The following is a 13,281-nucleotide window of genomic DNA, read 5'->3' as shown; positions in this document are numbered from 1 at the left end:
TCAACCGCCGCGGCGTCAGTGGTGTCCATTCGTCCCGCTTTGCTGTCGGGCGTTCACATCACTGTCGCTTTCCGGCAGCTCGAAACCAGCTGGGTATAAAGATTCCAGGCGCGCGGCGATCCGTTGGGGAATTTGCCGCTGCACCGCCTGCACTGCCTGCTCTATCGCGACGCTAAAGGCGCGTTGATTGGCAGCACCATGACTCTTGATCACGGAACCGCGCAATCCTAACAGACAGGCGCCATTATACTGGTCGGGGTTGAGGTGACTGAATCGCCTCGCCAGGCTTTTTTGTAACCAACGTTTTAGTAACAGCAGCCACCACGACCGTTTTTTGCCCTCTCCCTGAGATTTCAGCAGTGAAAGGAACATTCTGACAACACCTTCCATGGTTTTTAATGTGACGTTGCCCGTGAATCCATCACAAACCAGCACATCGGTTTTTCCGGTCAACAGTTCATTGGCTTCAAGATAGCCGATGTAGTTGAGGGAAGGCAGCGTTTTGAGCACTGCAGCAGCATCGCGGATGCTGCTGAGGCCTTTCATCTCTTCTTCGCCGATGTTCAGCAAGGCGACGCGAGGATTGGCAATGCCGACCACCTCTTCCGCCAGCACTGCACCCATCACCGCGAATTGCACCAGCATCGTGCTGTCGCAATCGACGTTGGCGCCGAGATCCAGCACCACGGTTTTGCCCTTCTGCTGGTGCGGCAGCACCGTCACCAGCGCCGGCCGCTCAATACCTTCAATCGGTTTGAGCAGCAGTTTCGCCAGACCCATCAGCGCGCCGGTGTTGCCGGCGCTGACGCAGGCTTCCGCCCGCCCTTCTTTCACAAGCTCCAGCGCCACGCGCATTGAGCTTCCGCGACTGCTGCGGATAGCCTGTGCGGGTCGCGCATCACTGGCAATAACTGACTGCGCAGGAATAATCTGCAGACGCGAACGTTGTTCGAAGTCAGCTTTGGCGAGTAATGGCGTGATGGCGTCGGGATCGCCGACTAAAAGAAGTGTGAGTTGCGAATTAGAGTTCAGTGCCTGCAGTGCTGCAGGCACTGTCACGGATGGGCCGAAATCGCCCCCCATGACATCTAACGCCAGGGTTAGACGTGTCAAGGTATCGTCGCTGCCCGGTTCGGTGATTCCCCAGTTGCCCGGGGAGTCCTCACTAAGCTTCATCACGCTGGCACCCGCGAATTTTCACGCTGCAGACGCAACAATCCGGGCATTGACGCCTCTGGTTATCGGGTTAACCGAGTGCCCAGGTACGTACAAACCCGCCATGGCCTGCAACGGGAAATCCTGCGAGTATCGCGTGATTACTTAGCGATAACCTTGCGACCGCGGTAGAAACCGTCGGCAGTGATGTGGTGACGCAGGTGTTTCTCACCAGAAGTTTTGTCTACAGACAGGCTGGTGACTGCGGTCAGCGCGTCATGGGAACGACGCATGCCACGTTTGGAACGGGTTGGTTTATTCTGTTGTACGGCCATGGACCTTACTCCTCAATTACTTACGCTTTAAGCTGGCTAATACGGCAAATGGGTTTGGTTTTTGTGCCTCTTCAGGCAGTTCGCCAAAGACCATGTCCGCGTCGGACACTTCACAGTGTTCAGAATCATGCACCGGAACTACGGGCAGGGAGAGGATAATTTCATCCTCGACCATTGCCTGCAGGTCGATTTCACCGAATTCGTTAACCTCAATCGGCTCATACGCTTCCGGTAGTGCTTCGGCCTGTTCGTCATTTCTGACGGGGCTAAAACAATACGTGGTGTGGACGTGATGGGAAAACGGTTTCCCGCAACGCTGGCATTCGAGGGTTACCGTCACCTTCGCATCGCCTGTAATAACGGCGAGACGCTGGTTATCGATAGCGAACGACATGCTGCATTCCACATCGCTGTCCACGCTGACTACAGAATCGGCTACACGTTCAACCTGATCGCGGGCATAGATGCCTTCGTAATCAAGGCGTTTTTGAGCCGTGCGTACCGGATCAAGAGTCAGGGGTAATTTTACCTTTTGCATAGGGCGCGCATATTAACTTTGTAATGTCATAGAGTCAAAGAAAAAGGCAGCCTCAGGTTGCCTTTTGCCATTTATTCGCACACATTGCGGCGCATAGTTTAAGATGATGCTCTGCGAAGCGCTATATGTGGATGAAAAAATATGTCTCAACTTATCCTGGCGTCAACCTCTCCCTGGCGGCGCATGCTGCTGGAAAAACTGGGGTTACCATTTGAATGTGCGGCGCCTGACGTCGACGAAACGCCCCGCCCTGAAGAATCCGCGCGTCAGCTTGTCACCCGGCTGGCGCAGGCCAAAGCGCAGAGCCTGGCTTCGCGCTACCCCAATCACCTTATTATAGGCTCCGATCAGGTTTGCGTATTGGACGGTGAGATCACCGGCAAACCGCACACCGAGGAAAATGCCCGCAGGCAGTTGAGAAAGGCGAGCGGGTCGATCATTACCTTTTATACCGGGCTCGCGCTGTACAACTCCGCCAGCGGTCATCTGCAAACCGAATGCGAGCCCTTTGACGTCCACTTCCGGCATCTCAGCGATAAAGAGATCGAAGGCTATGTGCGTAAAGAGAACCCGCTGCAGTGCGCCGGGAGTTTTAAGAGCGAGGGGTTAGGTATTACGCTGTTCGAACGGCTGGAAGGCCGAGATCCGAATACGCTGGTCGGTTTACCCTTGATCGCGCTCTGTCAGATGCTGCGCCGCGAAAATTACAACCCGCTGTTAGGCTGAGGTAAAAAAAACGGCGGAACTGATTCCGCCGTTGCACTTATTTGCTCTTCCGTAGCACCTGTAGACAGTGCTTCAGCTGGTTATCCAGCGGCGCCTCAACGCGCATCACCTCCCCGCTCCCCGGGTGGGTAAACTTCAGCGCAGCAGCGTGGAGGAACAGGCGGTTTAAGCCGGTACCAGAGAGTTGCTTGTCAAATTCGCGGTCGCCATAGCGGTCGTCAAAGGCGATAGGATGGCCGGCATACTGGGTATGAACGCGAATCTGATGCGTGCGTCCGGTGACCGGACTGCAGCGCACCAGAGTGGCGAATTCATAACGCTCTTCCACTTTGAAGCGCGTCTCTGACGGCTTGCCTTCCTGACTCACGCGGACGATTCTCTCGCCGCTCTGCAGAATGTTCTTCAACAGCGGGGCCTGCACCACTTTGGTATGCGACTGCCACTGGCCGCGCACCAGCGCCAGATAGTCTTTCTGCATGCCTTTATCACGCAGCTGCTCGTGCAGCGAACGCAGCGCCGAGCGCTTTTTCGCCACCAGCAGCACGCCAGAGGTATCGCGGTCGAGCCGATGCACCAGCTCAAGGAAGCGCGCCTCCGGGCGCAGGGCGCGCAGCCCTTCAATCACGCCGAAGCTCAGGCCGCTGCCGCCATGTACCGCGGTACCGGAAGGCTTATTGAGGACCAGAATATGATCGTCTTCATAGAGGATCACCTCAGAGAGCGCCGCCACTTTCTGCAGATGCGGCGATACCGCCTCTTCTTCACGCTCCGCCACGCGCACCGGAGGGATACGGACTTCATCGCCCGCCTCCAGCTTATACTCCGGCTTCACGCGTTTTTTATTCACCCGCACCTCGCCTTTACGCAGGATGCGATAAATCATGCTCTTCGGTACGCCTTTCAATTGGGTACGCAAAAAGTTGTCGATACGTTGCCCCGCTTCATCAGCAGCAATGGCAACCATTTTTACGGTTGGGGTCTCAGTTTTCATGGTGCGCGATTCTAAATAGCCGGACACATTAGCGCCACTCATTTTTATATGCTTATATTTATCATTATCCTGTTTTCACGGTTTGCCTGACCGCCATATTGTTTGTTATTAGAACAATCTGTATGGGCAGGTGATAAAACTGTGAGTAACCGGGTGATAAAAGGTGAAAGTCAACTTGCTATAACAAGGTTAGCAATGGAATAATGAGACCGTTTTCCGTATTGCATCTTGTTAGAACAAGACATTAGCGGAATGACCAGTTTTGTCTGACCGATCGCCCACGCAGCAATGGCGTAAGACGTTGTGATCTTTCAGACAGTTAGCGGGCTGCGGGTTGCAGTCCTTACCGGTACAGGCTCTATGGATTTCAAGTCGCAGGAAGGCGTCAACTCCGGGACTCCCGGGAGCTCATCTGGATCCGCTGATCGAGGTGAGCAGGTTAAGCCATCATGCCTGCAACGCGAAAGACGACGAGTATAAATGGAATATTCTCTGGTGATACATCCCAGGCTGTTCCCCTGAATAATTGCGCTGTGTTTCCGTTTGAAACACAGGCGACCGACACTCTGCGCCTCTTAAGCGCGCGACAACCGTGAGGTTGGCGACGTGAACCAGACACGAGGCCATCGGTTTTCCCCCGGAAAGGCATTACTCTGCCCGCAGCTTAGTCGTCAATGTAAGAATAATGAGTAAGTTACGATGAAAAGAATGTTAATCAACGCAACTCAGCAGGAAGAGTTGCGCGTCGCCCTTGTTGATGGGCAGCGCCTGTACGACCTGGATATCGAAAGCCCCGGGCACGAACAGAAAAAAGCGAACATCTACAAAGGCAAAATCACCCGCATTGAACCCAGCCTTGAAGCCGCGTTTGTTGATTACGGCGCCGAGCGTCATGGTTTCCTCCCCCTCAAAGAAATCGCCCGCGAATACTTCCCCGCCAACTACAATGCGCACGGCCGTCCTAATATCAAAGACGTACTGCGTGAAGGTCAGGAAGTTATCGTGCAGATTGATAAAGAAGAACGCGGCAACAAAGGCGCTGCGCTCACCACCTTTATCAGCCTGGCGGGCAGCTATCTGGTATTGATGCCGAACAACCCGCGCGCGGGGGGAATTTCCCGCCGTATCGAGGGCGACGACCGTACCGAACTGAAAGAAGCGCTGGCGAGCCTGGAGCTTCCGGACGGCATGGGCCTTATCGTTCGCACCGCTGGCGTCGGCAAATCTGCCGAAGCCCTGCAGTGGGACCTGAGCTTCCGTCTGAAACACTGGGAAGCGATTCAGAAAGCCGCGGAAAGCCGTCCGGCGCCGTTCCTTATCCACCAGGAAAGCAACGTCATTGTCCGCGCCTTCCGTGACTATCTGCGCCAGGATATCGGCGAAATCCTGATCGATAATCCGAAAGTGCTCGAGCTGGCGCGCCAGCATATCGCCGCGCTGGGTCGTCCGGATTTCAGCAGCAAAATCAAACTGTACACCGGTGAAATCCCGCTGTTCAGCCACTACCAGATCGAATCCCAGATTGAATCCGCCTTCCAGCGTGAAGTGCGTCTGCCGTCCGGTGGCTCTATCGTCATCGACAGCACTGAAGCGCTGACCGCGATCGATATCAACTCGGCCCGCGCCACCCGCGGCGGCGATATCGAAGAGACGGCGTTCAACACCAACCTCGAAGCGGCTGACGAGATTGCCCGCCAGCTGCGTCTGCGCGACCTCGGCGGCCTGATCGTTATCGACTTTATCGATATGACCCCGGTTCGCCACCAGCGCGCTGTGGAGAACCGTCTGCGCGAAGCCGTCCGTCAGGACCGGGCGCGCATTCAGATCAGCCATATCTCGCGCTTCGGCCTGCTGGAGATGTCCCGCCAGCGCCTGAGCCCGTCGCTGGGCGAATCCAGCCACCACGTCTGCCCGCGCTGCTCCGGCACCGGCACCGTGCGTGATAACGAATCGCTGTCGCTCTCTATTCTGCGTCTGATTGAAGAAGAAGCGCTGAAAGAGAACACCAAAGAAGTGCACGCCATCGTTCCGGTACCGATCGCCTCCTATCTGCTGAACGAAAAACGTGCCGCGGTGAGCGCTATCGAATCCCGTCAGGGCGATGTGCGCGTGATTATCGTGCCAAACGACGAAATGCAGACGCCGCACTACTCCGTCCTGCGCGTGCGCAAAGGTGAAGAGACCTCAACGCTGAGCTACCTGCTGCCGAAGCTGCATGAAGAAGAGATGGCGCTGCCGGGCGACGATGAGCCGGCAGAACGGAAACGTCCGGAACAGCCGGCCCTGGCCGCTTTTGTCATGCCTGACGCGCCGCCGGCCCCGATGCTTGAAGAGCCTGTCGCCGCACCTGTCGCCGCAGCGGCACCGGTCGCGGCCGCCGCACCGGCGCAGCCTGGCCTGCTCTCACGCTTCTTCAGCGCGCTGAAGAATATCTTCTCTGGCGCCGAAGAGGCCAAACCGGCTGAGGTTAAGGTCGAGAAGAAAGCGGAAGAAAAACCGGAGCGTCAGCAGGAGCGCCGTAAACCGCGCGCCAACAACCGCCGCGATCGCAACGACCGCCGTGAAAACCGCGACAATCGTGACAACCGCGATAACCGTGACAATCGTGACACTCGTGCGGACAATGCCGAGGGCCGTGAACCGCGCGAATCGCGTGAAGAGAACCGTCGCAACCGTCGCGAGAAGCCGTCGCAGAATGTGGAAGCCCGTGATGTTCGCCAGACCTCAGGCGACGACGCGGAGAAAGCGAAATCTCGTGACGAGCAGCAGCCGCGCCGCGAACGCACCCGCCGCCGCAATGACGACAAACGTCAGGCGCAGCAGGAAGCCAAAGCGCAGACTCGCGAAGAGCCGGTAGCGCAGGAGACGGAGCAGGAAGAGCGTGTGCAGACCCTGCCGCGTCGTAAACCGCGCCAGCTGGCGCAGAAAGTACGCGTTGAGTCCGCTGTCGTTGAGCAGGTTGCCGAGATCGTGCCAGAAGCCGTAGTGGCGGAAGTTATCGCTCCGCGCAGCGAGCCGGTGAAAGCCGAGCTGCCAGCAGTAGTGGAGAGCGTGGCGGACCAGGACGAAAATGGCGAATCCCGTGAAGCGAACGGTATGCCGCGTCGCTCACGTCGTTCCCCGCGTCACCTGCGCGTCAGCGGTCAGCGTCGTCGTCGCTATCGTGACGAACGCTATCCGACCCAGTCGCCAATGCCGCTGACCGTAGCCTGCGCATCGCCGGAGATGGCTTCCGGTAAAGTCTGGATCCGCTACCCGGTGGTTCGTCCGCAGGATCAGCAGCCGGAAGAGGTTCAGGTTCAGAACGACAACCTCGTGGAAACCGTCGCGCCCGTCGCGACCCCGGTTGCCGTCGTTGAAACCGTTACCGCTGCCCCGGTCACCGTCGAGCCGGCTACCATGGAGCCGGTTACCGCCGAGCCTGTGGTCGTCGAGCCGGTCGTAGCCGCCGAGCCGGTGGTGGTTGATGCTGCGGAAGGTGTCGCGCCAGCAGCCGTCGAGCCAGCGCCGCAGGAGCTGGTCACCGAAGCGCCGGCTGTCGAAGCGCCTCAGGCTATCGCGCCAGCGACGCTCGACGCCGAGCCGGTGGTGGTAGAACCTGAAGTGGTGGAAACGGCGCCTGTCGTTGAAGCGCCAGTGGAAACCATCACGCCGGCGGCGGAAACCGCAGTTGAAGCACCGGTTGTTGACGCACCGGTTGTCGAAGCCGCGCCTGTCGAGCCGGTCAAAGTCGAGCCTCCGGTGAGTAAGCCGGTAGTGGTGGCGGGTCATCGCCATGCCACCGCGCCAATGACCCGTGCGCCAGCGCCGGACTATGTCCCGGAAGCGCCGCGCCACAGCACCTGGGTGCGCCCGCCATTCGCTTTTGAAGGCAAAGGCGCCGCCGGCGGTCATAGCGCCACCCATAAAGCCACCGCTGAACCGACCCGCCCACAGCCCGTCGAGTAAGCGTGCTAAATAAAAAAACCGGCCTCCTGGCCGGTTTTTTTATGCGCTTTGCGGAGGCTGCATGCCGGCGAGGTCCGGCATGATCTCCCGCATCAGGTCGAGGAATTTACGCAGCCGCGTCGGATAATAGCGCGCCCAGGGATAGACCAGGTGGACCGGCAGCGAGGCGGGACGCCACTGCGGGAACAGCTCTGTCAACCTTCCGGCAGCAAGATCCTCCGCCACGGCCCAGCTGGACACCATCGCCACCCCCAGCCCCGCCAGCGCAGTGTTACGCGCGACGTAAAGGCTGTCGGTGCTCAGACAGGGGGTGATCGCCGTGGAGACGAGCTGTCCGCTGACCTGATGTCGGAGCCGCACCTCATGCTGATAAAAGGTGTTAATGGCGATCCACGGCAGGCCGGATAACGCCTCCAGCGAGGTTAACGGCGGGTACTTCGCCAGCAGTTCAGGGGAGGCCACCACGCAGCGCGGCACTTCCGCCAGCAGCACGGAGACCGTGGCCGGATCCACCTCCGCCCCCACGCGGATGGCGCAGTCGATATTATCGCTGAGAAAGTCGACAGTATTATCATTCAGCATCCACTCCACCGACAGTTGCGGGTGGCGCTGGAGAAAGGCGACCAGCGGCCCCAGCAGCTGCTGCTGGCCAAAAGCGTGCGGCGCCCTCACCCGCAGCACCCCCACCGGCCGATCGTCGGCAATACGCAGGTCATCTTCCAGCGCCAGCCAGGCATCCACCAGCTGGCGGGCGTGACGGTAGCAACGTTCGCCATCGTCAGTGAGCTTCATCGCATGGGTGGTACGCAGGATCAGCTTGACTCCCAGCAGCCCTTCAAGGGACTGCAGGCGGCGGCTGACGGTCGCCTGGGTGGTCTCCATCTGCCCCGCCGCGGCGGAGAGCGACCCTGCCTCTATAATACGAATATAGGTACGCATCAGCTCAATGCGATCTATACGCTCCTGTCTTTTCATTTTTCTTTTGCCTATACGTGCTACGTATAACCGTTTTACCACCAGCCCGGCTACCGCGCCAACCGCATTCAGGGAAAAATAGCCCCATCGCATTCACGAGGTATTGATCATGACACCGACTTCCCTTTCCACCCGCGACGCAGGCTGGATTATCTTCATTCTCGCGCTCGGCGCCGGCTTTAGCGTCGCCTCTATCTACTACGCGCAGCCGCTGCTGCCGTTGATGGGCGCCAATCTCCACCTGACGGTAGAAGGTATGGGTCTGGTCCCTACTCTGACGCAGGCGGGTTATGCGCTCGGCATTCTGTTCCTGCTCCCGCTCGGCGACCGCCACGATCGCCGCCGGCTGATTTTGGTGAAAAGCGCGCTGCTGGCGCTCCTGCTGCTCCTGTGCAGCCTCACCGGCCAGCTCAGCTCACTGCTGGTGGTCAGTCTGCTGATCGGTATGGCGGCGACCATGGCGCAGGATATCGTCCCTGCGGCGGCGATCCTCGCCCCGGCGGGCAAGCAGGGCAAAATGGTGGGCACGGTGATGACCGGGCTGCTGCTGGGGATCCTGCTTTCCCGGACGGTCAGCGGCGTGGTGGGCGCAGTGTTTGGCTGGCGGGTGATGTATCAGGCGGCGGCGGTCAGCGTGGCGCTGATTGGCCTGGTGATGTGGCGGGTGCTGCCGCGCTTCGCCATTCACTCGACGCTGAGCTATCCGCAGCTGATGGCCTCAATGGCGCATCTGTGGCAGCGCTACCCGGCGCTACGCCGCGCTGCGCTGGCTCAGGGGGCGCTCTCTGTCGCCTTCAGCGCCTTCTGGTCGACGCTGGCGGTGATGCTCTCCGAACACTATCACATGGGCAGTGCGGTAGCGGGCGGCTTTGGTATCGCCGGGGCTGCCGGGGCGCTGGCCGCGCCGCTGGCCGGCGGACTGGCCGATAAATTTGGTGCCGGTAAAGTGACTCAAATGGGGGCGGCGCTGGTCACCGTCTCCTTCGCCCTGATGTTTATACTGCCGCTGCTGCCACTGCATGGCCAGCTGGCGCTGATTGCCCTGTCGGCGATTGGCTTCGACCTTGGCCTGCAGTCAAGCCTGGTGGCGCATCAGAACCTGGTGTATGGCCTCGAGCCGCAGGCCCGCGGCCGCCTTAACGCCCTGCTGTTTACCGTGGTCTTCATCGGGATGTCGCTGGGGTCGGTGCTGGGCAGCAAGCTGTACGTGCTGGCCGGCTGGAACGGGGTGGTTACCCTGGCGGTGGTCAGCGGGGCGATCGCCCTGGCAATCCGCCTGCTGGAGAATGCCCGTATCGTCGCTGCCGAACGCCGCGCATCATAAAAAAACCCGCTTCGCCTGAGGTGAAGCGGGTTCATCCATTCCCGCACAACCGCTTAGGCTGTACGTCGGGCAAACTCTTTCACGCGGAAGCCCAACAGCAGCAGTGTGGCGAAATAGGCCACCACCCCGGCGACAACCACCACCAGCAGGCGCATCAGACGGAACGGCATCGTCCCCAGCGACCACTCCGGCATGATATGCATGACGCCCAGCAGCGCCGCAGCCATAACCAGCACCGCAGCAATCAGACGCAGCAGGAAGGCCAGCCAGCCCGGTTGCGGGGTAAAGATCTTCTGTTTACGCAACTGCCAGTAAAGCAGCGCGGCGTTCAGGCAGGCCGCCAGGCCAATGGACAGCGACAGACCCGCATGCTTCAGCGGGCCGATAAACGCCAGGTTCATCACCTGGGTCATAATCAGGGTGACAATAGCAATCTTGACCGGGGTCTTGATGTCCTGGCGGGAATAGAAGCCCGGCGCCAGCACCTTCACCACGATAAGCCCCATTAGTCCCACGGAATAGGCCACCAGCGCGCGCTGGGTCATTGCCGCATCAAAAGCGCTAAATTTGCCGTACTGGAACAGGGCCACGGTCAGCGGTTTGGCGAGGATCCCCAGCGCCACCGCGCTCGGCAGCGCCAGCAGGAAGCAGAGACGCAGCCCCCAGTCCATCAGCCGGCAATACTCGTCATGATTACCGCTGGCGAAGCTTTTTGACAGCGATGGCAGCAGGATAGTGCCGAGCGCCACTCCCAGGACACCGGACGGAAACTCCATCAGACGGTCGGCGTAGTACATCCAAGACACCGATCCCGACACGAGAAACGAAGCGAAGATAGTATTGATAATAAGGGAGATCTGGCTTACCGACACGCCAAGGATCGCCGGCCCCATCTGCTTCACCACCCGCATCGCGCCGGCATCTTTCAGATTGATGCGCGGCAGGACCAGCATGCCAATTTTCTTCAGGTGCGGCAGCTGGTAGGCCAGCTGTAGCACGCCGCCGACCGTGACCGCCCAGGCCAGGGCCAGCACCGGCGGATGAAAGTACGGTGCGGCAAACAGCGCAAAGCCAATCATGCTGACGTTGAGGAACGTCGGCGCAAAGGCCGGCACCGAGAAGCGGTTCCAGGTATTAAGGATCGCCCCCACCAGCGAGGCGAGGGAGATCAGCAAAATATAGGGGAAGGTAATGCGCAGCAATTGGGTAGTCAGCGCAAATTTATCGGCGGTATCAGCAAACCCGGGGGCGGTGATGGTGATCACCCACGGCGCCGCCAGCATCCCGATAACGGTGACGATCGCCAGGGCCAGGGTCAGCAATCCGGAGACATACGAGACAAACACCCGGGTGGCATCTTCGCCCTGCTTGCTTTTATATTCGGCAAGGATCGGTACAAACGCCTGAGAGAAGGCGCCTTCGGCAAAAATACGCCGCAGCAGATTAGGCAGTTTAAAGGCGACGAAAAAGGCGTCGGTCGCCATCCCGGCGCCAAAAATGCGCGCCACAATCGCATCGCGGGCAAAGCCCAGCACGCGCGAAAACATGGTCATCGAACTGACGGCCGCCAGTGATTTTAAAAGGTTCATTACGCTGTTATTCCAAACCCTGGAGTAAAACGCCCGCAAATGCGGGCGCTGGAAAGTGGCGATAGTCTACCGGGTTCAACATGAATTACTACTGTCAGTTGTTACAACGGATTATTCGCTGATGGCGTCGCGCCAAAGTTTGTCGACCACCCGCTGAGCCAGCAGCGCCTGTTCGCCTGCGGTTTCAGGAACCGTCTGATTTTGCACGCATTCGATAAAATGGCGCGCACAGCCGACAAAGCCGCGCTGCTCAAGGGTGGTTTGCCAGCTGGCGACCGGGCGCTGGACCACGCCGTGACCGCACTCCTCCTGCCATTCGCGCATCTCGCTGACGGCATATAGCCCGCCATCCGTAACCGCCTGCACCCACTCGCGCTGGCTGCCTGCGCGGCGGTGCATGCTGGTGGTGACCTGCAGCCGGGGCGAACTGAACTGGTGTTCGGCATACAGCATCTCGCCCTGCGGAGTGATCTGTAGCGCGCCACCGCGCAGACGCGCCTGACCGTCGGCCAGCCATAGCGCGGTATCCACCACGTGCAGATAGTCATCAAGCAGGGTAAAGCGCAGATCGTTGCCCACGCTATCGCTGCGGTGCTTATCCATCCGCAGCGAGGCCGCCTCGCCCAGCCGCCCCTTTAGCTCCCGATAGAGCGGTGCGAAGCGGCGATTGAAACCGACCATCAGCGTCAGACGACGCCGCGCCGCCAGCTCGACCAGCGTCTCCGCCTCACTCAGCTTGTCCGCCAGCGGTTTGTCTACGCAAACATGAACCCCGGCATTCAGCAAATGATTCACCACTTCATAATGTGAAGCCGTCGACGTATGAACAAAGACCGCATCGCACTGCGCCGCCAGGGCATCCAGCGATTCAGCGTATGGCATCCGCCAGGTTTCGCAAACCCGCAGCGCCTTCTCTTTTCCCGGCGACCAGGCCGCCTGCAGCGTCCAGCTTTCCGCCGCCCCCAGAACCGGCAGCCACGCTTTCTGCGCAATACCGCCCAGGCCAACCACCCCAATGCGCAATCTTGTCCCCACGTTTAGTCCCCCAGATGGTGTAACAGCGAATCGAGGCGCGCTTTCAGCTCCGCCACCTCGCCTTCCAGCGCTTCAACCCTGGCACGCAGATCGTCTTCCTCTTCCAGGGGCGAGAGTGCTTCCACTGTCGTGATCAGTGTGTCCATGTCGTCGCAAAACAGATGCATATAGCGGCTTTCCCGTTTCCCCGGCTCCCGGGGCAGACGGGCGACAAAGGGACCATCTTCGCGGGTCGCCAGCCCTTCCAGCACGCTTTCCACTTCCGCCATATCGCTGAACTCATGCATCCGCTGCGCCCGACTGCGTAATTCACCCGGCGTCTGGGCGCCCCGCAGCAGCAGCGTCGTCACCACCGCCACCTCGCCGGCGCTGAGCTTCAGATCGCCAAATTCGGAGTTGCAAAAGCGCTGCTCATACTTAGTGACCCGATTGCCGAAGCCACTGACCGTACGCAGATAATGGCGTTTCACCAGGGTATCCAGCAGAGCCTGGACTTCGCCTTCGCTCAGCGACATCACCGGCTCGCGGTTGGTTTTCTGATTGCAGGCGGTCACTACGGCGTTCACCGACAGCGGATACTGCTCAGGCGTGGTGACCTGCTTTTCCAGCAGACAGCCAATGACGCGCGCTTCGTGCGCGGTTAACTGATATTTCATCCTCTCTCC

The 13,281-nt window shown here is 59.5% G+C and carries 11 protein-coding genes; 3 read left to right on the top strand and 8 right to left on the bottom strand.

What is annotated here, in order from left to right; genetic code table 11:
* Positions 1–15 precede the first annotated feature (15 nt).
* The 3 genes from plsX to yceD all read right to left on the bottom strand — a co-directional run bounded on the left by plsX (position 16) and on the right by yceD (position 2,028).
* On the bottom strand, positions 16–1,113 hold the full coding sequence (plsX, locus tag ABLU73_RS08890; protein WP_201785712.1) for a phosphate acyltransferase PlsX: 1,098 nt from the start codon (positions 1,111–1,113) through the stop codon (positions 16–18).
* Between the two features lie 203 nt (positions 1,114–1,316).
* Entirely contained in the window at positions 1,317–1,490 is a 174-nt protein-coding gene (rpmF, locus tag ABLU73_RS08885) for a 50S ribosomal protein L32 (RefSeq protein WP_000290724.1), read from the bottom strand.
* A 16-nt stretch (positions 1,491–1,506) separates the two neighbouring features.
* Positions 1,507–2,028, bottom strand: coding sequence for a 23S rRNA accumulation protein YceD (gene yceD / locus ABLU73_RS08880; RefSeq protein ID WP_017900733.1), 522 nt, complete (start codon positions 2,026–2,028; stop codon positions 1,507–1,509).
* A 141-nt stretch (positions 2,029–2,169) separates the two neighbouring features.
* Between yceD and ABLU73_RS08875 the strand changes: the two genes are divergently transcribed.
* Positions 2,170–2,754, top strand: coding sequence for a nucleoside triphosphate pyrophosphatase (locus ABLU73_RS08875; protein WP_004204559.1), 585 nt, complete (start codon positions 2,170–2,172; stop codon positions 2,752–2,754).
* Positions 2,755–2,791: 37 nt separating this feature from the next.
* Here the strand turns inward: ABLU73_RS08875 and rluC are convergent, their stop codons facing one another.
* Entirely contained in the window at positions 2,792–3,745 is a 954-nt protein-coding gene (gene rluC, locus ABLU73_RS08870) for a 23S rRNA pseudouridine(955/2504/2580) synthase RluC (protein WP_012542245.1), read from the bottom strand.
* A 699-nt stretch (positions 3,746–4,444) separates the two neighbouring features.
* On the opposite strand from rluC, the gene rne reads away from it, so the two are divergent.
* Positions 4,445–7,693 carry a ribonuclease E gene (rne, locus tag ABLU73_RS08865; RefSeq protein WP_236062950.1) on the top strand — a complete coding sequence of 1,083 codons (3,249 nt, stop codon included), beginning with the start codon at positions 4,445–4,447 and terminating at the stop codon, positions 7,691–7,693.
* A 39-nt stretch (positions 7,694–7,732) separates the two neighbouring features.
* Here the strand turns inward: rne and ABLU73_RS08860 are convergent, their stop codons facing one another.
* Positions 7,733–8,761: a LysR family transcriptional regulator gene (locus tag ABLU73_RS08860; protein WP_186921044.1), complete on the bottom strand. Its 1,029-nt coding sequence runs from the start codon at positions 8,759–8,761 to the stop codon at positions 7,733–7,735.
* Between the two features lie 16 nt (positions 8,762–8,777).
* On the opposite strand from ABLU73_RS08860, the gene ABLU73_RS08855 reads away from it, so the two are divergent.
* The gene (locus tag ABLU73_RS08855) at positions 8,778–9,992 is read left to right on the top strand and encodes an MFS transporter (protein WP_004204552.1); all 1,215 of its coding nucleotides are present in this window, start codon (positions 8,778–8,780) and stop codon (positions 9,990–9,992) included.
* A gap of 53 nt (positions 9,993–10,045) precedes the next feature.
* Here the strand turns inward: ABLU73_RS08855 and murJ are convergent, their stop codons facing one another.
* From murJ to ABLU73_RS08840, 3 genes are all read right to left on the bottom strand, one after another.
* Positions 10,046–11,581, bottom strand: a complete 1,536-nt coding sequence (gene murJ, locus ABLU73_RS08850; RefSeq protein ID WP_004204551.1) for a murein biosynthesis integral membrane protein MurJ — start codon at positions 11,579–11,581, stop codon at positions 10,046–10,048.
* Between the two features lie 111 nt (positions 11,582–11,692).
* The gene (locus tag ABLU73_RS08845) at positions 11,693–12,604 is read right to left on the bottom strand and encodes a Gfo/Idh/MocA family oxidoreductase (RefSeq protein WP_072140422.1); all 912 of its coding nucleotides are present in this window, start codon (positions 12,602–12,604) and stop codon (positions 11,693–11,695) included.
* Positions 12,605–12,618: 14 nt separating this feature from the next.
* Positions 12,619–13,272 (bottom strand): YceH family protein, encoded by a 654-nt coding sequence (locus ABLU73_RS08840; protein WP_004204549.1) that lies wholly within the window; start codon positions 13,270–13,272, stop codon positions 12,619–12,621.
* Positions 13,273–13,281 lie beyond the last annotated feature (9 nt).

This window comes from Klebsiella sp. GG_Kp175 (assembly GCF_040062325.1).
GTDB classification, from domain to species: domain Bacteria; phylum Pseudomonadota; class Gammaproteobacteria; order Enterobacterales; family Enterobacteriaceae; genus Klebsiella; species Klebsiella quasipneumoniae.
Note: the sequence above shows the minus strand (reverse complement) of the source record. Positions and strands in the feature narration are given on the sequence as shown.

What these genes read in the sequence shown, in the direction of transcription:
- ABLU73_RS08840 (WP_004204549.1), bottom strand. Translation starts at nt 13,272, where the DNA reads ATGAAATATCAGTTAACCGCGCACGAAGCGCGCGTCATTGGCTGTCTG.
- rpmF (WP_000290724.1), bottom strand. Translation starts at nt 1,490, where the DNA reads ATGGCCGTACAACAGAATAAACCAACCCGTTCCAAACGTGGCATGCGT.
- murJ (WP_004204551.1), bottom strand. Translation starts at nt 11,581, where the DNA reads ATGAACCTTTTAAAATCACTGGCGGCCGTCAGTTCGATGACCATGTTT.
- rluC (WP_012542245.1), bottom strand. Translation starts at nt 3,745, where the DNA reads ATGAAAACTGAGACCCCAACCGTAAAAATGGTTGCCATTGCTGCTGAT.
- ABLU73_RS08860 (WP_186921044.1), bottom strand. Translation starts at nt 8,761, where the DNA reads ATGCGATGGGGCTATTTTTCCCTGAATGCGGTTGGCGCGGTAGCCGGG.
- ABLU73_RS08855 (WP_004204552.1), top strand. Translation starts at nt 8,778, where the DNA reads ATGACACCGACTTCCCTTTCCACCCGCGACGCAGGCTGGATTATCTTC.
- rne (WP_236062950.1), top strand. Translation starts at nt 4,445, where the DNA reads ATGAAAAGAATGTTAATCAACGCAACTCAGCAGGAAGAGTTGCGCGTC.
- yceD (WP_017900733.1), bottom strand. Translation starts at nt 2,028, where the DNA reads ATGCAAAAGGTAAAATTACCCCTGACTCTTGATCCGGTACGCACGGCT.
- ABLU73_RS08875 (WP_004204559.1), top strand. Translation starts at nt 2,170, where the DNA reads ATGTCTCAACTTATCCTGGCGTCAACCTCTCCCTGGCGGCGCATGCTG.